Annotated in this window: 17 protein-coding genes; 8 read left to right on the forward strand and 9 right to left on the reverse strand. The window is 69.4% G+C overall.

Translation table 11 applies throughout. The features are described from left to right. Positions 1-2 precede the first annotated feature (2 nt). Together ACTIEF_RS04530 and ACTIEF_RS04535 are read right to left on the reverse strand one after the other, a co-directional pair. Positions 3-1,223 carry a class I SAM-dependent methyltransferase gene (locus ACTIEF_RS04530; protein WP_439471006.1) on the reverse strand — a complete coding sequence of 407 codons (1,221 nt, stop codon included), beginning with the start codon at positions 1,221-1,223 and terminating at the stop codon, positions 3-5. Between the two features lie 157 nt (positions 1,224-1,380). Continuing rightward, on the reverse strand, positions 1,381-2,841 hold the full coding sequence (locus ACTIEF_RS04535; protein WP_439471007.1) for a cryptochrome/photolyase family protein: 1,461 nt from the start codon (positions 2,839-2,841) through the stop codon (positions 1,381-1,383). Positions 2,842-2,952: 111 nt separating this feature from the next. Here ACTIEF_RS04535 and kdsA point away from each other — a divergent pair, with 111 nt between their 5' ends. The 4 genes from kdsA to ACTIEF_RS04555 are packed head-to-tail and all read left to right on the forward strand — an operon-like array spanning position 2,953 to position 7,390. Then, complete coding sequence (gene kdsA / locus ACTIEF_RS04540) at positions 2,953-3,813, forward strand: 3-deoxy-8-phosphooctulonate synthase (protein ID WP_439471008.1); 861 nt, start codon at positions 2,953-2,955, stop codon at positions 3,811-3,813. 18 nt (positions 3,814-3,831) lie between these two features. Then, on the forward strand, positions 3,832-5,286 hold the full coding sequence (rfaE2, locus tag ACTIEF_RS04545; protein ID WP_439471009.1) for a D-glycero-beta-D-manno-heptose 1-phosphate adenylyltransferase: 1,455 nt from the start codon (positions 3,832-3,834) through the stop codon (positions 5,284-5,286). Next, complete coding sequence (rfaD, locus tag ACTIEF_RS04550) at positions 5,286-6,287, forward strand: ADP-glyceromanno-heptose 6-epimerase (RefSeq protein WP_439471010.1); 1,002 nt, start codon at positions 5,286-5,288, stop codon at positions 6,285-6,287. The genes rfaE2 and rfaD overlap by 1 nt, the downstream gene beginning before the upstream one ends. Beyond that, a complete protein-coding gene (locus tag ACTIEF_RS04555; RefSeq protein WP_439471011.1) occupies positions 6,284-7,390 on the forward strand; it encodes a DUF3089 domain-containing protein in 1,107 nt (368 codons plus the stop codon). The genes rfaD and ACTIEF_RS04555 overlap by 4 nt, the downstream gene beginning before the upstream one ends. On the opposite strand, the gene recG is transcribed toward ACTIEF_RS04555, so the two are convergent. Continuing rightward, a complete protein-coding gene (gene recG, locus ACTIEF_RS04560; protein WP_439471012.1) occupies positions 7,387-9,486 on the reverse strand; it encodes an ATP-dependent DNA helicase RecG in 2,100 nt (699 codons plus the stop codon). The genes ACTIEF_RS04555 and recG overlap by 4 nt on opposite strands. 28 nt (positions 9,487-9,514) lie before the next feature. Continuing rightward, the gene (locus ACTIEF_RS04565; protein WP_439471013.1) at positions 9,515-10,372 is read right to left on the reverse strand and encodes a DUF6065 family protein; all 858 of its coding nucleotides are present in this window, start codon (positions 10,370-10,372) and stop codon (positions 9,515-9,517) included. A gap of 150 nt (positions 10,373-10,522) precedes the next feature. Between ACTIEF_RS04565 and ACTIEF_RS04570 the strand changes: the two genes are divergently transcribed. Together ACTIEF_RS04570 and mfd are read left to right on the forward strand one after the other, a co-directional pair. Beyond that, positions 10,523-10,840 carry a succinate dehydrogenase assembly factor 2 gene (locus ACTIEF_RS04570; RefSeq protein ID WP_439471014.1) on the forward strand — a complete coding sequence of 106 codons (318 nt, stop codon included), beginning with the start codon at positions 10,523-10,525 and terminating at the stop codon, positions 10,838-10,840. 8 nt (positions 10,841-10,848) lie between these two features. After that, the gene (gene mfd, locus ACTIEF_RS04575; protein ID WP_439471015.1) at positions 10,849-14,289 is read left to right on the forward strand and encodes a transcription-repair coupling factor; all 3,441 of its coding nucleotides are present in this window, start codon (positions 10,849-10,851) and stop codon (positions 14,287-14,289) included. Here mfd and ACTIEF_RS04580 read toward each other — a convergent pair. The 3 genes from ACTIEF_RS04580 to ACTIEF_RS04590 are packed head-to-tail and all read right to left on the reverse strand — an operon-like array spanning position 14,286 to position 16,996. After that, positions 14,286-15,044 carry an SRPBCC family protein gene (locus ACTIEF_RS04580; protein ID WP_439471016.1) on the reverse strand — a complete coding sequence of 253 codons (759 nt, stop codon included), beginning with the start codon at positions 15,042-15,044 and terminating at the stop codon, positions 14,286-14,288. The two genes, mfd and ACTIEF_RS04580, sit on opposite strands and share 4 nt — an antisense overlap. Positions 15,045-15,049: 5 nt before the next feature. Next, a complete protein-coding gene (locus ACTIEF_RS04585; protein ID WP_439471017.1) occupies positions 15,050-15,643 on the reverse strand; it encodes an ArsR/SmtB family transcription factor in 594 nt (197 codons plus the stop codon). Between the two features lie 36 nt (positions 15,644-15,679). Then, positions 15,680-16,996: a diguanylate cyclase domain-containing protein gene (locus tag ACTIEF_RS04590; protein WP_439471021.1), complete on the reverse strand. Its 1,317-nt coding sequence runs from the start codon at positions 16,994-16,996 to the stop codon at positions 15,680-15,682. A gap of 221 nt (positions 16,997-17,217) precedes the next feature. On the opposite strand from ACTIEF_RS04590, the gene ACTIEF_RS04595 reads away from it, so the two are divergent. Beyond that, entirely contained in the window at positions 17,218-18,135 is a 918-nt protein-coding gene (locus ACTIEF_RS04595) for a YihY/virulence factor BrkB family protein (protein WP_439471022.1), read from the forward strand. Here the strand turns inward: ACTIEF_RS04595 and ACTIEF_RS04600 are convergent. Together ACTIEF_RS04600 and ACTIEF_RS04605 are read right to left on the reverse strand one after the other, a co-directional pair. Next, entirely contained in the window at positions 18,098-18,331 is a 234-nt protein-coding gene (locus ACTIEF_RS04600; protein WP_439471018.1) for a sulfurtransferase TusA family protein, read from the reverse strand. The genes ACTIEF_RS04595 and ACTIEF_RS04600 overlap by 38 nt on opposite strands. After that, the gene (locus tag ACTIEF_RS04605; RefSeq protein ID WP_439471019.1) at positions 18,328-18,819 is read right to left on the reverse strand and encodes a CinA family protein; all 492 of its coding nucleotides are present in this window, start codon (positions 18,817-18,819) and stop codon (positions 18,328-18,330) included. Before ACTIEF_RS04605 ends, ACTIEF_RS04600 begins: the two co-directional genes overlap by 4 nt. A 75-nt stretch (positions 18,820-18,894) precedes the next feature. Between ACTIEF_RS04605 and ACTIEF_RS04610 the strand changes: the two genes are divergently transcribed. Then, positions 18,895-21,189 carry a fused MFS/spermidine synthase gene (locus ACTIEF_RS04610; RefSeq protein ID WP_439471020.1) on the forward strand — a complete coding sequence of 765 codons (2,295 nt, stop codon included), beginning with the start codon at positions 18,895-18,897 and terminating at the stop codon, positions 21,187-21,189. The last annotated feature ends 51 nt before the right edge of the window (positions 21,190-21,240 follow it).

Below are 21,240 nucleotides of genomic sequence, written 5' to 3' on the forward strand. Positions count from 1 at the left end.
GCTCAGGGCTTCGCCAGCGCAAGTTGCACAACGTCGGTGCGCCGCGACCGGAACCCGGCCTCGCAATAGGCCAGATAGAAGCGCCACAGGCGGCGGAACCGCTCGTCGAAGCCGGCCATGCGGCTGATTTCGGGCCAGGCGGACTGGAAGCGCTCGTCCCAGAGCTTGAGGGTGTCGGCGTAGTCCAGGCCGAAGCGCTCGATGGCCCGCCAGCCCAGCCCGGCCCGGTCGATGACCGGCTTCAGGCGCGCTTCGGACGGCAGCATGCCGCCGGGGAAGACGTATTTCTGGATGAAGTCGGTGCGCCGGTTGTACTCGGCGAACAGGGCGTCCTCGATGGTGATGATCTGCAGCCCGGCCATGCCGCCGGGGGCGAGGACCTCGTGGATCTTGCCGAAATAGGCGGGCCAGTATTCCTGGCCGACGGCCTCGAACATTTCGATGGAGGCGACGCGGTCGAACTGGCCGCGCACATCGCGATAGTCGATCAACTGGATATCGGCCCGCTCGGACAGGCCGGCGTTGAACAGGCGCTGCCTGGCGAAGTCGTACTGCTGCTGCGAGATGGTGATGCCGGTGACCCTGGCCCCGACCTCCGTCGCCGCGAACTCGGCGAAGCCGCCCCAGCCGCAGCCGATCTCCAGCACGCTGTGGCCGGGCTTGAGGTCCATGATCCGGGCCAGCGAGGCGTATTTTTCGCGCTGGGCGGCCTCCAGCGGGGTGTCGGGCGTGGCGAAGCGCGCCGACGAATAGGTCATCGAGGGATCCAGCCACTGGCCGTAGAAGGCGTTGCCCAGATCGTAGTGGGCGTGGATGTTCTTCTTCGATCCCGAGCGGCTGTTGCGGTTCAGGCGGTGCGAGACCCAGTTGACGGCGGTCATCAGGGGATTGCCGTCGAACAGGCGCCGGATGTGGTCGTAGTTCTGGGCCAGAACCTCCAGCAGGGGCGCCAGATGCGGCGTCTCCCACTCGCCGGCCATATAGCCCTCGGCGAAGCCGATATCGCCGTTGGCCAGCACCCGGCGGGCGAAGCCGTAGTCGCGGATATCGAGGATGGCGGAGGGGCCGGGCTCGGTCCCTTCCAGCACATGGACCGCGCCGCCGGGCAGTCGCAGGGACAGGCGGCCGTAGGTCCATTTGTCAGCGAGCAGGTGAAGCAGGAGCGCCGCGCCGCGTGGGGTGCGGGCCTGATCCGCCTGTCGCTCGGTAGTCACCGACGTCATCCCTTGAGGGTGGGTATGGGCCTCCCGGGCGTCAATGGCTCGACGATTCGAAAGCGCGGCGTTTTCGGTCATGACGTCCCCTGTGTTCCGAGTCTTCTACGCGCCGGAAGCTGTCCCGGATCAGAGGCTTGGGTCCGCCGTCGTGTATGTCCGAGGCTCAGTGCCCCCTGTCATCGTAGCGGGACACGGTGACCATGCGCAGGGCCTCGAGAGCGCGGTCGCGCGCCTCCGAATGATCGACGATCGGATGGGGATAGTCGTGGCCGAGGCGCAGGCCGACCCCGCGCAGGATTTCCGGCGGTGCGGTCCACGGGGCATGGAGCCATTTGTCGGGCAGGGCCGCGATCTCGGGGACCCAGCGGCGGACGTATTGTCCCTTGGCATCGAACTTCGTCCCTTGGGTGACCGGATTGAACACCCTGAAATACGGTGAAGCATCGGCTCCGGATCCCGCGACCCACTGCCAATTCTGCACATTGCTGGCCAGATCGGCGTCGACGAGGGTGTCGCGGAACCACGCCTCGCCCCGCCGCCAGTCGATCAGCAGGTCCTTCACGAGGAAGGAGGCGACGATCATGCGGACGCGATTGTGCATCCAGCCGGTCGTCCACAGCTGGCGCATTCCGGCGTCGACGATGGGGTAGCCGGTCAGGCCTCGCTGCCAGGCCTGAAGCCCCGCCTCGTCATCGCGCCAGGGCATCTGGTCGTACTCGGGCCGGAAGGCGGTGTCGGTGATCTGCGGGAAGTGGTGCAGCAGGTGGGCCGAGAAGTCGCGCCAGCCCAGTTCGGCGACGAATTTCTCTGCCTCGGCCTGCGGGACCTTGCCTGCGTCCGCCACGGCGCGGACCCGTTCGATGGCGCGCCAAGGATGGATTTCGCCAAAATGCAGGTGGGGGGACAGGCGGCTGCAGCCCGTCGCGGCGGGGAAGTCGCGATCCCGGCTGTAGGCCTTCAGCCCGTCGGCGATGAAGCGCGACAGGGCCTCGGACGCCCCGGCCTCGCCCGGCGTCCAGTCGAAGCCGGTGGACCAGTCGGGCCTTGTGGGATGGAGGCTCCAGTCGTCCAGCGCCTCGCTGGCCAGACCATTCGGCGTCTCGATGGCGCGAGGGCCGGTCGTGTGCGGCGGCGGCTCGGCGATGTTCAGCAGGGCCTTCATGAAGGGGGTGAAGACCTTGTAGGGCTGGCCCGCGCCGTTCAGCACCGCGCCCGGGCGGCACATCAGTGAGCCGTTCCAGCCGCGCACCTCGATATCTTCGGCCTTCAGCGCATGGGCGATGTCGGCGTCGCGGGCGAACAGTTCGGGTTCGAAGCGGCGGTTCATGAAGACGGCGGTGGCGCCGGTCTGGTCGATCAAGCGGCGCAGCTCGGTTTCCGAATCACCGGAGCGCAGGATCAGGCGCGAGCCCCGCGCCTCAAGGCTGTCTTCCAGCGCGCGCAGCGACTTGTCGAGCCACCAAAGGGAGGCGCCGCCCGCCCGGTCCTGAACCGGCCCTCCGTCGTGTATGTAGACCGGAATGACCGGCGCGCCGGTCTCCGCCGCGTGGTTGAGGGCCGGATTGTCGGACAGGCGCAGGTCCCGCCGGAACCACAGAATGACGGGGGCGGGTCTGGTGGTCATGCGGTCGGGCTCCGTGGTAGCTTGCGATCCTCAACGTCCGACGCCACCTGATCGCCGCATAGGTGCGGCAAGGGCCGCGCGTCGCCAAGTCGCTTTACGCAGGAATCCGCCGTGTCCCAGCCCAACGCCGTCATCGACATCAAGGGCGTCGCCCGTCCCGTCAGCATCGGCGGTGGCCAGAAGATCGCCTTCATCGCGGGCCCCTGCCAGTTGGAAAGCCGTGAGCACGCGCTGGAGATGGCGCATGCGCTGAAGGAGATCGGCGAGCGTCTGGACGTCGGCATCATCTACAAGACCAGCTTCGACAAGGCGAACCGCACCAGCGCCAACGCCGCGCGCGGCTTCGGTCTTGAGGGCTCGCTGCCGATCTTCGCCGAAATCCGCGAGAGCGTGGGCCTGCCGGTCCTGACCGACGTGCACACCGAGGAGCACTGCCGCATCGCCGGCGAGGTGGTCGATGTGCTGCAGATCCCGGCTTTCCTGAGCCGCCAGACGGACCTGCTGCTGGCCGCCGCCGCGACGGGCAAGGCGATCAACATCAAGAAGGGCCAGTTCCTGGCCCCGTGGGACATGAAGAACGTCATCGCCAAGGTCACCGGCGCGGGCAATCCGAACGTCATGGCCTGCGAGCGCGGCGCCAGCTTCGGCTACAACACCCTGGTCAGCGACATGCGCGCCCTGCCGATCCTGCGCGAGATCGGCTGTCCGGTCGTGTTCGACGCCACCCACTCGGTGCAGCAGCCTGGCGGACAGGGCACGTCGTCGGGCGGCCAGCGCGAGTTCGTGCCGGTGCTGGCCCGCGCCGCCGTGGCCGTGGGCGTGGACGCCGTCTTCATGGAAACCCACCAGGACCCGGATCACGCCCCGTCGGACGGCCCGAACATGGTGCCGCTGAGCCAGTTCGAGGCCCTGGCCGCCGACCTTCTGGCCTATGACGCCCTGTCGAAGGCGCGGATGGCGAAGGTCGCCTGAATCCGGTAGTCGGTCCGGATGGCTGAACGCACGCTCGATCTGGGACAACTGCAGGCGCTTCTGGAGCGCGTGCGCGGGCTGAAGGTCGCCTGTGTCGGCGACCTGATGCTGGACCGCTATGTCTATGGCGAGGTCAGCCGCATCTCGCCCGAAGCGCCGATCCCGGTGCTCAAGGCGAAGCGGACCGTGGCCATGGCCGGGGCTGTCGGCAACGTCGCGCGCAACGTAGGCTCGCTGGGCGGCGTCGCCCGGCTGGGCGCGGCCGTGGGACATGACACCGCCGGTTTCGAACTGCTGGCCCTGATCAAGCAGGACGAGGGCGTGGACAGCTTCGTCGAGGTCAGCGCCGCGGCGCCGACCATCGTGAAGACCCGCTATGTCTCGGCCGGGCAGCAACTGCTGCGGCTGGACGACGAGGAGCCGGGCGACCGGACCCTGCCGGCCAACGGCGTGTTCGACGCCGCCGCCAGCATCCTGATTTCCGACTACGCCAAGGGCAGCGTCACGGCCGCCCTGCTGGACGACGCCCTGAAGGCGGCGAAGGCCTTGGGCGCGCCGGTGATCGTGGATCCCAAGGGCTCGGACTTCGCCAAATACGGCGCGGTCGATGTGATCAAGCCGAACGCCAGCGAACTGGCCGGCGCCACCGGCCTGCCGGTCGATACGGACGCCGAGGTCGAGGCGGCGCTGACGGCGCTGCTGGCCGCGACCACGGCCAAGGCCATCATCGTCACCCGCGCGGGCAAGGGCATGAGCCTGATGCGGCGCGGCGGCGAGGCCAAGCATTTCCCCGGCCGGGCGCGCGAGGTGTTCGACGTTTCGGGCGCCGGCGACACCGGTCTCGCGGCGCTGGGTCTGGCGCTGGGCGCGGGCGCCTCACTGGAGACGGCGGTCGAATTCGCCATCCTCGCCTCGGGCGTGGTGGTCGGAAAGGCGGGGACCGCCGTGGTCTCGCCCGCCGAACTGATCGACGCGGAGATGAGCCAGCACGCCTCGGGCGCCCACGCCAAGGTGATGCCGTTGGAGGAGCTGGCGCATGTGGTCGAGGGCTGGAAACGGCAGGGGCTGAAGGTCGGCTTCACCAACGGCTGTTTCGACATCCTGCACCGCGGCCACGTGGCCTATCTGGCGCAGGCCCGTTCGTGGTGTGACCGGCTGGTGGTGGCGCTGAACACCGACGCCTCGGTGCGCCGGCTGAAGGGCGAGGGCCGGCCGATCAATGATCTGGACAGCCGCGCCGTGGTCATCGGCGGCCTCCAGTCGGTGGACCGGGTGACCAGCTTCGACGACCCGACCCCGCTGGCCCTGATCGAGCGGCTCCGGCCCGATGTGCTGATCAAGGGCGCGGACTACACCCGCGAGGGCGTGGTCGGCGGCGACCTGGTGGAAAGCTGGGGCGGCGAGGTGAAACTGGCGACGTTCGAGGACGGCTTCTCCACGACGCGCACCATCGAGAAGATGAAGGACAGCTGATGGCCCGGCGGATGATCGTGGTGACCGGCGGCGCGGGCTTCATCGGCTCGAACATCGTCGCGCGCCTGTGCGCCGAGGACCGGCGGGACATCGTGGTCTGCGACCGCATGGAAGAGGCGGCGCTGGGCAAGTGGAAGAACCTGGCCAAGCACGGCATCGCCGACTTCTGGTCGCCGGAAGAGCTGTTCGAAAAGCTGGAGCGCCACGCCGACCGGGTCGAGGCCATCGTACACATGGGCGCCATCTCCTCGACAACCGAGGCCGACGCCGACCTGATCATGCGCACGAACTTCAGCCTGTCGCGCGACCTGTGGGACTGGTGCGTGCTGCGCGACGCGCGGCTGATCTACGCCTCCTCGGCAGCCACCTACGGCGACGGCGAGAGCGGGTTCGAGGATCGCGACGATATTGAGTGGCTGTCGGGGCTTCGGCCCCTGAACGCCTACGGCTACTCGAAATATCTGTTTGATCAGTATGCGGTGAAACAGGCCGATCTGGGCAATGCTCCCAGCCAGTGGGCGGGGCTGAAATTCTTCAACGTCTATGGGCCGAACGAGTACCACAAGGGCGGGATGAAGTCGGTCGTGGCCCAGATCTGGCCCAAGGTGCAGGCGGGCGAGCCGGTCACCCTGTTCCGGTCGCACAATCCGAACTACGCCGATGGCGGCCAGATGCGCGACTTCGTCTTCGTCGAGGACGTGGTCGACATCATCGACTGGCTGCTGGAGACGCCGTCGGTGTCGGGCGTGTTCAACGCCGGTTCGGGGCAGGCGCGGTCCTTCCTCGATCTGGCCCACGCCACCTTCGCGGCGGCGGGCAAGGCGCCCCAGGTCGAGTATGTCGACACCCCGCTGTCGATCCGGGACAAGTACCAGTACTTCACCGAGGCCCGGATGGAGCGGGTTCGCGCCGCCGGCTACAGCGGCCAGTCGACGCCGCTGGAAGAGGGGGTCCGCCGCTATGTGCAGGACTTCCTGATGAAGCCGGACGCCTACCGGTGATCCCGGGCGGGCTGACATGGCGCCGGTGCGCGGGCTTTGTCGCCATCGGCTTCCTCATTCTCGTGGCCATCGCCCTGGTGGTCTTCCGGGGCGATATCCTGAAGGAGGGGCTGGACCCCAAGGTCCCGTTCCAGACCTATACGCCGCCGCCCGCTCCCGACTACCGGACGCCCTCGGCCTGGGCGCTGCGGGGGGCGCGGGGACCGGAAGCCGGTCCGGCGGCGGTCTTCTTCGTCCACTCCACCACCTATGACGGCGGTCGCGACTGGAATGGTCCGATCGGCGAGCGGCGCGGCGAGCGCTGGCTGAAAGAGGTCGTCCTGCCCAACTACGCCGGGCCGTTCGCGCGGGCCGGGGTGGTCAGCGCGCCGCGCTATCGGCAGGGCAGCCTCTACACCCGCCTGACCCTGCGCGAGGATGCGCGCGAGGCCCGGGCCTTCGCCTACGGCGACGTGGCCACGGCCTTCGAGGTCTGGCTGACCCGCAATCCGACCGGGCCGCTGGTGCTGGCCGGGGCCGAGCAGGGGGGGGAGTTGCTGGAGCGGCTGGTGCGAGAGCGGGTGGCGACGGACGCGGCGCTGCGCTCGCGCGTCGTGGCCGTCTATCTGATGGATGTGGTGGCGGCCGCGGACAGCCTGTCGCCCGCCATGCCCGCCTGCAGCCGTCGCGAGCAGATGGGCTGCATCGTCGGCTGGTCGCCGGTGAGTGAGGGCAATGACGGGGCGGCGCGGCGGCGGCTAAATCGGGCGCTGGTCTGGGACGGGCGCGGACGTCTGGTGACCCTGGACGGTCGTCCGGCCCTGTGCGTGAACCCGGTGACGGGCTCGACCGATACGGCGCCGGTCGCGGCCCGGGGCCAGCGCGGCGCCACCAACGCGACGGGACTGGAGTGGGGCGCGCGTCCGGCCCTGATCGCGCGGGAAGTCTCGACCCAATGCCGCGACGGCCTGCTGCGCCACTCCGACCCCAAGCTGGAGTCGTTCCGCACGACCGGCAGCTGGGTGGATCGCCGAAAGGCGCGTCCGTATAATCTGTTCTACGGAGATATTGAGGCAGACGTTCAGGCGCGACTGGCGCTCTGGACCGCGACTCATCCAGCCTAATCGAGGCCTGACCGGTCGTTGCGCCAGTCGAACAGGGCTTCCAGCACCTTCACCGCCTCGCCGCGCGGCGATAGCAGGTCCGGGTCGCGGCCCAGCATGATCCGGGCGTCGTCCGAGGCGGCCAGCATCAGCGAACGGTGGCGCACCGGGTCGGCGAAGCGATAGGCGGGGAAGCCGCTCTGCTTCAGCCCCAGCGGGTCGCCGCCGCCGCGCAGCCGGAAGTCCTCCTCAGCGATCTCGAAGCCGTCCTCGGTGCGGCGCAGGGTCTCCAGCCGGGTCCTGGCAGTCTCCCCCAAAGTCGCCCCCTGGCCGTCATCGCCGCCGCCGTACAGCAGCAGGCAGGTCGAGGCCTTGGCCCCTCGCCCGACGCGCCCGCGCAGCTGGTGCAACTGGGCCAGGCCGAAGCGGTCGGCGTGTTCAATGACCATGATGGAGGCGTTGGGAACGTCCACGCCCACCTCGACCACGGTGGTGGCGACCAGGAGGGGCGTGCGGCCGTCGGCGAAGTCGGCCATGACCGCCTCGCGCTCGGCGCCCGGCATCTGGCCGTGGGCCAGTCCGACCTCGACCTGCAGGATGCGGCGCAGGTCGGCGGCCCGCGCTTCGGCCGCGGCCAGGTCGCTGGCCTCGCTTTCGGCCACCAGAGGACAGATCCAGTAGGCCTGCGCGCCCTCGTCCAGCGCGGCCTTCAGCCGTTTGGCCACTTCGCCGATGCGGGCCAGCGGCAGGACGGCGGTCGTCACAGGCGTGCGGCCCGGCGGCTTCTCGGTCAGGCGCGAGACGTCCAGTTCGCCGTACTGGGTCAGCTCCAGCGTGCGCGGGATCGGCGTGGCCGACATGGTCAGCAGGTGGACGCCGCCGGTGCGCGGGTCGCCCTTGGCCTGCAGCCGGGCGCGCTCATTGACGCCGAACCGGTGCTGCTCGTCGATCACCGCCAGCCCGAGCCGGTCGAAACGCACCGCATCCTGGAACAGGGCGTGGGTGCCGATGGCGACCTTGGCCTCGCCGGACGCCAGGGCCATGAGCTTCGGTCGCCGCTCGGCCTGGCTGTCGCGACCGGTCAGCAGGACGGTGGGCACGCCCGCCGCCTCCAGCATGGGGGCCAGCCGCTGATAGTGCTGGCGGGCGAGGATCTCGGTCGGGGCCATCAGGGCCGCCTGGAAGCCGGAGGCCGCCGCGTCGGCCAGCGCCAGCGCCGCCACCGCCGTCTTGCCCGAGCCGACGTCGCCCTGGAGCAGTCGCCCCATCTGTTCGCCCGAGGCGAGGTCGTGGCGGATCTCCTCGACGGCCCTTTGTTGGGCTCCGGTCAGGGTGAAGGGCAGGGCGGCCAGAAGCCGTTCCGAGGTCTCGCCGGGGCGGATGACCGGGGCGGGGGTGATCTGCCGGGCGCGGCGACGGCGGGCCAGCGCCAGTTGGTGGGCGAACAACTCGTCATAGGCCAGCCGCTCGCGGGCCGGGGCGTCCGGCTCCAGATCGCGCTCGCCGGTCGGGGCATGCAGGGCGGTGATGGCCGCATGCCAGCCGGTCCATTTGCGCTTGGCCAGCCAGGCCGGGTCCTGCCATTCGGCCAGTTCCGGCGCATGAGCCACCGCCTGCAGCGCCAGCTTGCGGATGTTGCGCGAGGCCAGCCCCTGCGTCGCCGGATAGACCGGCTCGACCATGGCGATGTCATCGGCCTCGGTCGGCTTGAAGACGTCCGGGTGAACGATCTGGACCTCATTGTTGAACCGCTCGACCTTGCCGGAGACCAGTCGGGTCTCGCCGCGCGGCAGCAGGCGGTCGATGTGCTGGCCCGAGCCGCCGAACCAGATCAGGTGGACGAAGCCGGTCTGGTCGGTCGCCCGCACCTTGATCGGCACGCCCGGCTTGCCGGGCAGGATCAGCCGGTCGATCGTGACCTCGAAGATGCCGACCTGGCCCTCGACGGCGTCGACGGCGGTCATCGGGCGGCGCACGACCACCCCGGACGGGGACAGGAACAGCAGGTCGCGGACCAGCGGGCCGGCCACCTTCTGGACCAGCGGCAGCACCTTGGGGCCCACGCCCTTCAGGGTGGAGACCTCGGCGAACAGGGGGAAGAGAATCTGGGGCCGCATGAAGGGGCCAGCCTATCGCGGGTCGCCCCTATCCGTCACGCTTGCGCGGGTCGGCGTGGTTGACCGGGCAGACGCGGCGCGAGCCGGTCTGGCGGAACTCGGACAGGCGCAGCTTGGTCTCGTGGTCGTCCGGCCCGGCGTGCCCCTGCGGATGCAGGCCGCGATAGTAGAGCTTCTGCCACTGGTCCGCCGGGGCCGACGGCTGGGTGCGGCGAGCCCATTCCTGAAACTCCGCGCGCGAGACGGCCCAGGCGTCATAGGTGGCCAGCAACTCCGGCTGATCCTCCATGGGGCGCAGCTCGGGCTTCAGCCCGGCCACGGCGCCGCGCGGGGTGGGGAAGAAGAAGCAGAAGGGCTCGTTCTCCTCGAACCGGATCCAGACGTCCGGGCGGGTGAAGCGCCAGTTCATGGTGAAGGTGTAGGGCGACCAGTCGGTCTCGATCACGCCGCTGAGCGGGGCGATGCCGTCCTTGGCGGCGTTGGGCGGGCCGCCGACCCACAGGTTCCAGCCCTCGGACGTCCTCATGATGCCGTCGACGTGGAAGGTCAGGACGCCGTTTCCAAACTCCGACACCGGGGCCTTCTTCGGATCGGTCCCGGGATCGAGCACGATCTCGATGGATCCGGCGCCCTGACCGCCGTGCCAGCGCGCCTTGAAGCCGCAGGGGCTGAGCACGTCCCAGCCGTGGGCGTTGGCGATCGCCAGCGGCAGGCAGCGGTAGGCGAAGCTCTCGGGCGTGTCGGTCATCCACTGGCGCTTGGCCGAGGCGGGCGCGATGCGCGGGGTCCAGCCCTGGCGCACATAGCAGACCAGTTCGGTCTCGGCGGCGCGCACGGACGCCCCCTTGGGCCGCGCCGGCGCCGATCCCTTGAGCCGCTTCGCCATCCCGGTTTCCCCTCCGTCGCCGCGTCCGGCTTAGGCGGCGGGCCGCAAGCTTTTATGACGGTGGGCGGAGGGGCTCGCGCGACTGGAAAAATCGGTCCCGAGGGCCTATCTCCAGCCCGACCCTACATGACTGACCGGGCAAGGATTCTTGTGGCCGATACGAACGCGCGTCTGAACGAAACCCGGGAACAACGGCTGGGCCGGATCGCTTTCCGTGCCTGGCGGCGCGGCTTCCGGGAGGCCGATCTGGTGCTGGGGCCGTTCTCGGATCAGGTCGGACCGACGCTGAGCGACGCCGAACTGGACCTGTTCGAGGCCCTGCTGATGGAAGACAACGATCATCTGCTCTACGCCTGGATCATCGAGACCGCGCCGACGCCTGAACAGTATCAGGGCTCGCTGATGGACAAGATCCGCGCCTTCATGGCTGAGCATGTCGCCGCCGAGGTGGCCAAGGGCGCCGGCTGATGGATGCGATGACCCCCAAACGCGGCGATCAGGAGCTGGGCGGAGCGCCCGAGGGCCTGGACGCCCTGACCGTGGCCGAACGCCTGCGCGCCGCGGGCGGCCTTGGCCTGTTCGTGGCCCGCGACTATGCCCGCATGGGCGAGTTCACCCAGGCCTTCCGCTTCTTCGCCGGCGACATCGAGGTGGTGGAGTTTCCGGCCTGGGACTGCCTGCCCTACGACCGGCTCAGCCCGACCGCCTCGGTCTCGGCCGAGCGGATGGCGGCCCTGACGACCCTGGCCCGCCGCGAGATTGGCGACAGCCGCCCGATGCTGGTGGTCACCACGGTGGGCGGCGCGACCCAGCGCACGCCGCCGCGCGAGATCACCTGCGGCGCCGGGTTCGAGGCTGTCGTCGGCCTTGATCTCGATACGACGGCGCTGGAGCGGTATTTCGCCGCCAACGGCTATCTGCGCGCCTCGACCGTGGCCGAGCGGGGCGAGTTCGCAGTGCGCGGCGGGGTGGTCGATGTCTTCCCGCCGGGCTTCGAGGAGCCGGTGCGACTGGACATGTTCGGCTCCGAGCTGGAATCGATCCGGACCTTCGATCCGCTGACCCAGCGGTCGACCGGCCAGATGCGCAACGTGTCGTTGGCCCCGGTGTCCGAGGCCCTGCTGTCGCCCGAGGCCATCTCGCGCTTCCGCACCGGCTATCTGAACCTGTTCGGCGCCGGCGGGGACGATCCGCTGTACGCCGCCGTCAGCGAGGGCGCGCGGCGTCAGGGCATGGAGCACTGGCTGCCGCTGCTCTACGACCGGCTCGAGACCCTGTTCGACTATCTGCCGGACGATGCGCCGGTCTTCCTGGACAATCAGGTCGAGGCCGCCCGCGCCGAGCGCTGGACCCTGACGGCGGACGCCTATGAGGCGCGTCGTGATGCATCTCAGACCAAGGGCGGGGCCGCCAATCGCGCCCTGCCGCCCGAACGGCTCTATCTGCCGCAGGGCGACTGGAACAGCGCGCTTGCCGGTCGCGCCGTGCGTCGCCTGACACCCTTCGCCTCGGGCGGAGAGGACGCGGGCGGGCGGCTGGGCCGCACCTTCGCCGCTGAGCGGTCGCAGGACAGCGTCAATCTGTTCGAGGCGGTGGCCCGGCACGCCCAGACGCTGAAGGACGGCGGCAAGCGGGTGCTGTTCGCCTCGTGGAGCGAGGGCTCGTCCGAGCGTCTGGCCTCCATGCTGTCCGACCACGGACTGGAGCATGTGGTCGCGGTGCGCGACTGGGCCGATGTGCAGAAGGCGCCCGAGGGGCTTTATCTGCGCGGCGTCCTGCCGGTCGAGCACGGGTTCGAAACCGACAGCCTGGCCGTCATCTCCGAGACCGACATCCTCGGCGACCGTCTGGCGCGCCCGAAGAAGAAGCGCCGGGCGTCGAACTTCCTGGCGGAGGCCTCGGCCCTGACGACCGGCGATCTCGTCGTCCACCTCGATCACGGCATCGGCCGCTATGAGGGGCTGAAGACGCTCGATATCCAGGACGCGCCGCACGACTGTCTGGAGCTGATGTACGCGGGGGAGAGCAAGCTCTACCTGCCGGTCGAGAACATCGACCTGCTGACCCGCTACGGCACCGACGGCGACGGGGTGCAGCTGGATCGGCTGGGCGGCGCGGGCTGGCAGGCCCGCAAGGCCAAGGCCAAGCAGCGCCTGCGCGACATGGCCGAGGGCCTGATCGCCCTGGCCGCCAAGCGCGCCCTGCGCGTCTCGGACGCCATCACCCCGCCGCAGGGCCTGTTCGACGAGTTCTGCGCCCGCTTCCCCTATGAGGAGACGGACGACCAACTGAACGCCATCGGCGACGTGCTGGAGGATCTGGGCAAGGGCACGCCGATGGATCGCCTGATCTGCGGCGACGTCGGCTTCGGCAAGACCGAGGTGGCCCTGCGCGCCGCCTTCGTGGTGGCCATGAGTGGTCAGCAAGTGGCGGTGGTCTGTCCGACGACCCTGCTGGCCCGCCAGCATTTCAAGACCTTCTCCGAGCGTTTCGCCGGCTGGCCGATCACCGTGCGCCACCTGTCGCGCATGGTCACGACCAAGGATGCCGCGGAGACGCGCGCGGGGCTGAAGGACGGAACGTTCGAGATCGTGGTCGGCACCCATGCGGTGCTGAGCGAGCAGGTCGGGTTCAAGGACCTGGGCCTGGTGATCGTCGACGAGGAGCAGCATTTCGGGGTCAAGCACAAGGAGAAGCTCAAGTCGCTTCGCGCCGATGTGCACCTGCTGACCCTGACCGCCACCCCGATCCCGCGCACCCTGCAGATGGCCCTGTCGGGCATCCGCGAGATGTCGATCATCGCCACCCCGCCGGTCGACCGTCTGGCGGTGCGGACCTATGTCACCCCGTCCGATCCGGTGCTGATCCGCGAGGCCCTGCTGCGCGAGAAATATCGCGGGGGTCAGGCCTATTACGTCGTGCCGCGTCTGAACGACCTGCCGGACATCGAGAAATTCCTCCGCGAGCAGGTGCCCGAGATCAAGTTCGTGGTCGGCCACGGCCAGATGTCGGCGACCCAGTTGGAGGAGGTGATGAGCGCCTTCTACGACGGGGCCTATGACCTGCTGCTGTCGACCACGATTGTTGAGTCCGGACTTGATGTTCCGACGGCCAACACCTTGATTGTGCATAGGGCGGACATGTTCGGCCTGGCCCAGTTGCACCAGATCCGGGGCCGCATCGGCCGGGCCAAGGCGCGCGCCTTCGCCTACCTGACCACGGACCCGAAGAAGCCGCTGTCCCTGTCGTCGGAACGCCGTCTGCAGGTGCTCCAGTCGCTGGATAATCTGGGCGCCGGCTTCCAGCTGGCCAGCCACGATCTGGACCAGCGCGGCGGCGGCAATCTGCTGGGCGACGAGCAGTCGGGCCACATCCGCGAGGTGGGAGTCGAACTGTACCAGCAGATGCTGGAAGACGCCGTCGCCTCCCTGCGTGAAGCGGGCGAGGAGGTGGTCGATCGCGGCTGGTCGCCGGCCATCAATGTCGGCGCGGCGGTCTTGATTCCTGAGGATTATGTCCCGGACCTCAACGTGCGTCTGAGCCTGTATCGCCGTCTGTCCGACGCCGAGAACACCGAGGGCCGGGAGGCCCTGGCCGCCGAATTGATCGACCGCTTCGGCCCGCTGCCGGATGAAGCGAAGCAGTTGCTGCGCATCGTCGGCATCAAGGCGAACTGCAAGATCGCCCACGTCGAACGCATCGATGTGGGGCCCAAGGGCGCGGTGCTGACCTTGAGGAATGGGACTTTCCCGAACCCGATGGGTCTGGTCGGCCTGATCCAGAAGAACCACGCCTTCTGGAAGATCCGGCCGGATCAGAAGATCGTCGTGAAGGGCGACTGGGACACGCCGGAGGACCGCCTGAAGGTCGCCGAACGCATCACCGCCGATCTGGCGCGGGTGGCGGGAGCGGCTTAACCGCAGCCTTCTTCCATCCCCTCCGGCGGGCGGCTCCTGAAATGGTCCGTCCACCAGCCGGTCCAGCGGTTCTGAAGCGCGCTGAAGGCGGCGTCGTCGAGGCCATAGGTGGTCAGGGTCAGGCTGGTCCAGCCCCTGGTCCATTTGGCGTTCGGGCCGCGATTGTGAGCAATCAGCAGGCCGTCACCCCATTCGCTGACGGTCAGTCCGCCCTGATGGCGGCCCAGATGCCAGGCGGTTCCGCTCAGGGAATCCGGCCCGACGACGCCCGCCCAAGGCTCGCCCGGGGCGGGGACGTCGTCCATGCCGACGCCCGCGAGACCGTTGAGGGCGTGGTCGCCCAGCGGCTCGCCGGACAGGTAGATGGTGCGGCGCGGCTGGCCGACGTGGCGGGCCAGCAGGAAGGCCAGTTGCTGGGTGAAGGCGATCCAGCCCTCGGTCATATCTTCATAGACGGCGTTCCAGTCGTCCTCGCTGACCGGGGCGCTGCGGACCACGCGGATCACGGTCTGGTCGCCCTGGGCGATGACCTCATATCGGTCGGGCATACCGCCGAAATTCAACACCTTGTTGGCGTCATCTGGCACGGCGTGGTCGAAGAAGATCCAGTCGACCTCGGCGCCCAGACTGTCGGTGTCCCAACCGAACCACTGCATCAACTGGTCCCGGTCCCGCAGGGCGGCCCACACCTGATCGGCGGGGGCGGGGACGGTCACCTCAACGAGAACGCGGTCTTCCATGGGCTGATCGGTCATGACGCTCAGTTCCTTGTGGGGGCGGGTTTGACCACGGCCGGATGGGCCGCGGCGGTCAGGCGGTAGCGACGGCCTTCAGGTGCAGAATAGCGGCGGGCAAGTTCGGCCACGGCCTCGGCGACGTCGCGCGAGAAGGCGTCGAAATCGGCGGGGCGGGCGAAGGTCAGGTCGGCCTCGACCGTCAGGGTCAGCAGGCGCGCGCCTTCGGCGTCGGCCGCCTCACGCATCCGGGCCACGTCGCGGACCATGGCCGAGGCGGTGTTGATCAGGTGGCCGGCGGCGTGGCGGTCCTGCGCATCGACGGCGTCGGGATCGGCGGGGGCGAGCAGGGCGGGGTCCAGCACATAGCGTTCGGCGGCGACGAACAGCCGCTCGGTGAAGCCGCGCTTCTTCCGCTCGCCCGCCAGCCGGATCAGGCCCGCGTCCTCCAGCGCCTTGAGATGGTAGCCGATCTTCTGGCGCGGCATCTCCAGCTGCTCGGCCAGACCGGCGGCGGAGGCGGGTTCGATCAGGGCGGACAGGATGCGCCGGCGGATCGGCGCCAGCGCCAGATGCGCCGTGTCCAGGTCGTCGAGCAGGGAGGAGGGCCGGGTCGTCATGACCCGAACCTGCATTAGACAAATAAAGTTGTCAAATTAGCGGGTGGCGGCGCCGACGTCCGCCGAGGCGCGCTCCAGCACCAGAGCGGGGGATTCGCCGGGCATGACCTCGGCCACGCCGACCTCGAACTCGACCACGAAGGGCGGACGGTCCGGACCGGCGTCGAAGGCGGTGCAACTGATGACGGCGGCGATGCGGTCGGCGGCGATCCGGCTGGCGGGGCCGCGCGTGGCGGGCAGGGCCAGGGCGAAGACATCGGCGGACAGGCGGGCGGCGGTGTCCTCGGTGCGGATCAGGCGCGAGACCATGGCGCCGATCTGGGGCAGGGCGCGGTCCAGCCAGCCGCCTTCGCGGGCGCTGACCACGGCCTCGGTCTCGGACACGCGCAGGACGGCGACGGACAGGGGGCGGCGACGCATCCGCGCGCCCTCGGCCACCCGGGCCAGATGGCTGGCGAACAGTTCGCGGGTGAACAGGCCGGTGGCGGGATCGGTCAGGCCCGAGCCGCGCGCGCTCTCCAGCGCCCGGCGGATGGCGACATGGCGGCGGTGCGCCCTGGCCAGCGCCACGATGCGCTCGGCGGTCTCTTCCTCGGGCGTATCGGCGGCGGCGACGTCGGCGAAGCCGCGGTTGTACAGCTCGGCCAGATTGATCTCGCCGGAGCCGCGCAGATAGAGGATGACGGGCACGTGATAGAGGCGGGTGTTCCGCTTCATGCCCGAGGCGATGGACAGGGCCGGGGCGTGGTCCTCGGCGCCCCAGAGCACCGCGGCGTCGAACGGGCGCTCATGCAGATAGTCGAAGGCGGTGTAGGGCGTCGGCGCGGCCACGACCTCGCAGCCGTGCGCGGTCAGGGCGTTGGACAGGGCCAGGAAATGCCGGTCCGGCTTGCCCGCCGCCAGCACCCGCAGCGGATTGGTCTCGACCTCGGCGGCGGTCAGCGGCTCGCCCCGCGCGGCGAAGGTGGCCTCGCGCAGGCTGACCTCTTCCTCGGCGATGGCGGTGCGGACCAGGTTCTCCAGCCGGAGCGCGGCCTGGGCGGCGTGCGGCGGCACGGACATGGCGATGTCGGCCAGCCCGGCCTCCCAGTCCGCCGCGCCGGGGCCGACGGCCAGGACGGGCAGGCGGCGCGGGGTGACGGTCTGGCGCATGGCGCGCACGCCTTCCTGGGCGTCCGGCAGGGAGGCGTCCAGAATCACGGCTTCGAGCGGCCAGTCGATCAGCACCTGCACGGCGCCGGCCAGCGAACGGGCGGTCACGGTGCGCCAGCCCAGGGCGTCCAGCCCCTGGCACAGCGGCCCGATCAGGTCGTCGTCAGGCGCGACGACCAGAATGCGCGGATCAGAAGCCAACGGATGGGCACTCCGTGTCGCCTCCAGCCCCGGGGCGATCTCATTGGCGGCGACCATAGCGATGACACCGGTCCGGAAGCAACGGGCGGCGTTGAGGATTTTCCGGGGCGTCCGTAAGCCGGTTCCCCTGTGGCCGAATTGCGGTAAACGTGGTCCCTTGGGCGGCGACGAGTACGGGCTTGCAGGCTAAAACTGAAACGAACGCGGCGGTCCGCTGGGCCATGCCGAAGCTGTGGGGCCGACTGGCCGTTCGAGCCTTCACCCGCAGCTGGGGCCGCGACGTCATGCTCTACACGGGCGGGGTGTCCTTCTTCGCCTTGCTGGCCGTCTTCCCCGCCATCGCCATCCTGATCGGCTTCTACAAGGTCGTCCTGTCCATCGGGCAGGTCAGCGAGCAGGCGGCGGCCCTGGCCGACGTCATGCCCCACGCGGCCCGCGCCATCTTCGAGCAGGAGATCGAGCGGCTGGCCAACGCCTCGGCCCGGACCGTCTCGGCCCAGAGCTTCTTCGCCCTCGTCATCGGCGGATACGCCGCCCACCGCGGCTTCAAGGCCCTGCTGGCCGGGCTGAACCTGATCCACGACGAGACCGAGCCGCACGGCTTCTTCAAGTTCAACCTGCTGGCCTTCTTTGTGGCCCTGTTCGCCTTCGCCCTGTTCACCGTGGTGTCCGGCGCCGTGGTGACCTCGCGCCTGCTGGAGCACACCGGGCCCGTCGGCTCGACGACCGGCGGCGGCGTGTCGCTGGACGGCCTGTGGCCCGCGCTGGGCCTCGCGATCGGCCTGACCATGCTCTATCGCTACGCCATGTCGCACCGGACGCCGGTGGCCTGGGTCCCGTCCATCGCCGGCGGCATCGTGGCCACGGTGATGTCGACCATCTCGTCCTGGCTGTGCGCCATCTATGTCGAGCAGATCGCGCCGCTGGGCGCGACCTACGGCTCGGTCGGCGCCGTGGTGGTGCTGCTGATCTGGCTGTCGTGGAACGTCAACGCCATCTTCTACGGCGGCGCCTTCACCACCGAGATGGAGATCGCCGCGCGCGAGATCGACGGTCCGGATCAGGCCGACGACGCCGAGGGCGAAGCCGCCAAGACCGTGGTCAGCCTGTCGGAGCGGCGGGCGTCTCGACCGCGATAGTCAGGACGCCGTCGGCCTCCTCGATCGACACCACCGTCCCGCCGAGGTCCTGCATCAGGAAGGGCACGTCGATGCGCGCCATCGGATCGGTGGCCAGGAGGGTCAGGCGCTGGCCCGGCCCGGCGGCGTGGAAGGCCTTCTGAAGTTTCAGACTGGGGGTCGGGCAGCGATGGCCGCGTGCATCGACGACGGTCATGCGTTGATCCGGTCCAGCAGCAGGCCCAGCGCCACCCGCACGCTCTCCAGCCGCACCGCCTCGCGCCCGATGTCGCCGAAGCGCTTCTCGACATGGATGACGCCCGACGGTCCGGCTGCGGCGAAGTGAACCAGGCCGACCGGCTTTTCGTCCGAGCCGCCGCCGGGGCCCGCGATGCCGGTGATGGCCACGGAGACGGCCGCGCGGGAGTGCGCCACCGCGCCTTGCGCCATCGCCCGGGCCACCGGCTCGGACACCGCCCCGTGGGCCGCGATCAGGTCAGCGGGCACGCCCACCAGATCCGTCTTGGCCTCATTGCTGTAGGTGACGAAGCCCCGGTCCACGACCGCCGATGATCCGGCGATTTCGGTCAGGGCGCCCGCCACCAGCCCGCCGGTGCAGCTCTCGGCCGTGGCCGCCATCAGCCCCCTGGCCGTCGCCTGCGTAATGATCTGTTTAGCGAGGGTCTGGATATCGTCCGGGAACATCGGGGCTTTCCGAAGGGGCGGCGAGTCGGTCTAGGCTGACCGCGCGTCATACGGACGCCAGCATACGGGGCGGGCATGAGCGAGACCACCATGGATACGGCCACGCCCCCCGCGGATCGCCTGACGCCCATCCTGTTCGCGGTCGCCATCTTCACCTCGGCCTCTCTGGTCTTCGTGGTCCAACCGATGGTGACCAAGCTGGTCCTGCCCATGCTGGGCGGCTCGCCATCGGTGTGGAACACCGCCATGGTCTTCTTCCAGGCGGCGCTGCTGGCCGGCTACGGCTACGCCCACGGCGTGCAGCGGATCGGCTCCATCAAGGTGCAGGTCGGGGTCCATCTGGCGCTGCTGGCGCTGGCGGCCCTGTTCCTGCCGCTGCACATCAACGGCTGGCTGGGCGAGCCCAACCCCTCGGCGCCGATCTGGTGGCTGCTGGCCACCCTGACCCTGTCGGTCGGCGCGCCCTTCGCCATCCTGTCCGCCACCGCGCCCCTGCTGCAGGCCTGGTACGCCCGGGTGCGCGCCGGTCATGCGGACGGCCAGAACCCCTATGTCCTCTATGCCGCCTCCAACCTCGGCAGCTTCCTGGCCCTGCTGTCCTATCCGATCCTGATCGAGCCGCTAAGCACCCTGTCGGGCCAGCGCTGGAGCTGGACCGGCGGCTACGGCGTCTTCGTGCTGCTGATCGTGGCACTGGCCTTCGTGGTGTGGAGCCGTCGCCTCGACCGGACCGCCGAGCCCGCGCCGCTGGTGAAGAGCGCGCCGATTCCGTGGCTGCAGAAGGGGATGCTGGTCCTGCTGGCCGCCGCCCCGTCCAGCCTGATGCTGGGGGTGACGTCCCACCTGTCGACCGACGTGGCCTCGGCGCCCTTCCTGTGGGTCATCCCGCTGGCGCTGTACCTGTTCACCTTCGTCATCGCCTTCCAGAACCGGCCGTGGATTCCGCTGCCGATCACCCTGGTCATCCAGGCGGCGCTGGGCGCGGTCTGCGTGCTGCTGGTGGCCTTCCGCTCGGCCAACTGGGGCATGGCCTTCGGGGTCAACATCCTGGCCTTCTTCTTCACGACCCTGATGTGCCACCAACTGCTGGCGGCGCGTCGCCCCGCGCCGGACCGGCTGACCGAGTTCTATCTGCTGATGTCGCTGGGCGGCGTGGTCGGGGGCGCCTTCACGGCCCTGCTGGCGCCGGTGATCTTCAACATGGTCTGGGAGTATCCGCTGGTTCTCGTGCTGGTCGGCCTGTTGCGGCCGTGGGGCAAGGCGCGCTTCACTGGTCAGCATCTGGGCGCGCTGGTCGCCGCCGCCGCCGTGGCCCTGGCCCCGGTGCTGCTGTCCCTGTGGCTGGACGCGAACGACGAGGCGCGGGGCGCCTTCTACCGCATCTTCCCGCTGGGCATGGGCCAACTGGCCATGATCATGCTGATCCCGGCGGCCATCTGCGCCTTCCTCGTGCGCGACCGGGCGCCGGTCTACACCGTCATTCTGGTGATGATCGCCCTGTCGTCCCAGTGGATCGCGCGCGGCTATGACTGGACCTATTCGGAGCGCAGCTTCTTCGGCGTTATGCGGGTCGCCAATGTGAGGGACCCGCGGATGGGCGGGGACGTCCATGTGCTGATGCACGGCACCACCCTGCACGGGGCGCAGGCGCAGGGCGGGCAGAACGTCTGCGCACCGACGCTCTATTACAACGTCGCCACCCCCATCGGTCAGTCGGCCCTGATGGTGCAGCAGCGCGGCCCGGCGCGGATCGGCGTGGTGGGGCAGGGCTCCGGCGCCATGGCGGCCTACAAGCGCGCCGCCGACCGGATGACCTTCTTCGAGATCGATCCGATGGTCGACCGGCTGTCGCGCGATCCGAAATGGTTCAGCTACATCTCCGACTGCGCCGACGGGCCGATCGACACGGTGCTGGGCGATGCGCGCCTGACACTGAACCACCAGCCGGCGCACAGCTATGACCTGCTGATCATCGACGCCTTCTCATCGGACGCGGTGCCGACCCACCTGCTGACCGCCGAGGCGATCCAGGGCTATCTGCGCCTGCTGAAGCCGAACGGAGTGGTGCTGCTGCACCTGTCGAACCGCAATCTCGAGATCACCCTGCCGGCCATCGCGGCGGCGCAGCAACTGGGCGTGCCCAGCCTGCATCAGCTCTATTACGAGACGGGGGAGTCGCCCGACATGGCCGAGGCCTCGACGGAGGCCCTGATCCTGTCGCCGACGCGCGAGGGGCTGGCGGACTTCGGACGGGATCCGCGCTGGAAAACGGTCAAACAGACCTCGGTGCGCCCGTGGACGGATGACTACGTCAATCTGTTCGGCGCGATGTGGCGCAGCCGCTTCCCGCCGCCGGAACGGCCGTTCTAGGTCCAATCGACATTCAGGGGATTCACTTGCGGCCTGATGCGTGATTCATGG

It is taken from the genome of Brevundimonas sp., from assembly GCF_051858995.1.
In the GTDB taxonomy this organism is placed as follows: Bacteria; Pseudomonadota; Alphaproteobacteria; order Caulobacterales; family Caulobacteraceae; genus Brevundimonas.

Bases quoted from the DNA above. Each gene is read 5' to 3' on its own strand.
- ACTIEF_RS04530 (WP_439471006.1), bottom strand. From the start codon at position 1,223: ATGACGTCGGTGACTACCGAGCGACAGGCGGATCAGGCCCGCACCCCA.
- ACTIEF_RS04535 (WP_439471007.1), bottom strand. From the start codon at position 2,841: ATGACCACCAGACCCGCCCCCGTCATTCTGTGGTTCCGGCGGGACCTG.
- rfaE2 (WP_439471009.1), top strand. From the start codon at position 3,832: ATGGCTGAACGCACGCTCGATCTGGGACAACTGCAGGCGCTTCTGGAG.
- rfaD (WP_439471010.1), top strand. From the start codon at position 5,286: ATGGCCCGGCGGATGATCGTGGTGACCGGCGGCGCGGGCTTCATCGGC.
- recG (WP_439471012.1), bottom strand. From the start codon at position 9,486: ATGCGGCCCCAGATTCTCTTCCCCCTGTTCGCCGAGGTCTCCACCCTG.
- ACTIEF_RS04565 (WP_439471013.1), bottom strand. From the start codon at position 10,372: ATGGCGAAGCGGCTCAAGGGATCGGCGCCGGCGCGGCCCAAGGGGGCG.
- mfd (WP_439471015.1), top strand. From the start codon at position 10,849: ATGACCCCCAAACGCGGCGATCAGGAGCTGGGCGGAGCGCCCGAGGGC.
- ACTIEF_RS04580 (WP_439471016.1), bottom strand. From the start codon at position 15,044: ATGACCGATCAGCCCATGGAAGACCGCGTTCTCGTTGAGGTGACCGTC.
- ACTIEF_RS04585 (WP_439471017.1), bottom strand. From the start codon at position 15,643: ATGACGACCCGGCCCTCCTCCCTGCTCGACGACCTGGACACGGCGCAT.
- ACTIEF_RS04595 (WP_439471022.1), top strand. From the start codon at position 17,218: ATGCCGAAGCTGTGGGGCCGACTGGCCGTTCGAGCCTTCACCCGCAGC.
- ACTIEF_RS04600 (WP_439471018.1), bottom strand. From the start codon at position 18,331: ATGACCGTCGTCGATGCACGCGGCCATCGCTGCCCGACCCCCAGTCTG.
- ACTIEF_RS04605 (WP_439471019.1), bottom strand. From the start codon at position 18,819: ATGTTCCCGGACGATATCCAGACCCTCGCTAAACAGATCATTACGCAG.
- ACTIEF_RS04610 (WP_439471020.1), top strand. From the start codon at position 18,895: ATGAGCGAGACCACCATGGATACGGCCACGCCCCCCGCGGATCGCCTG.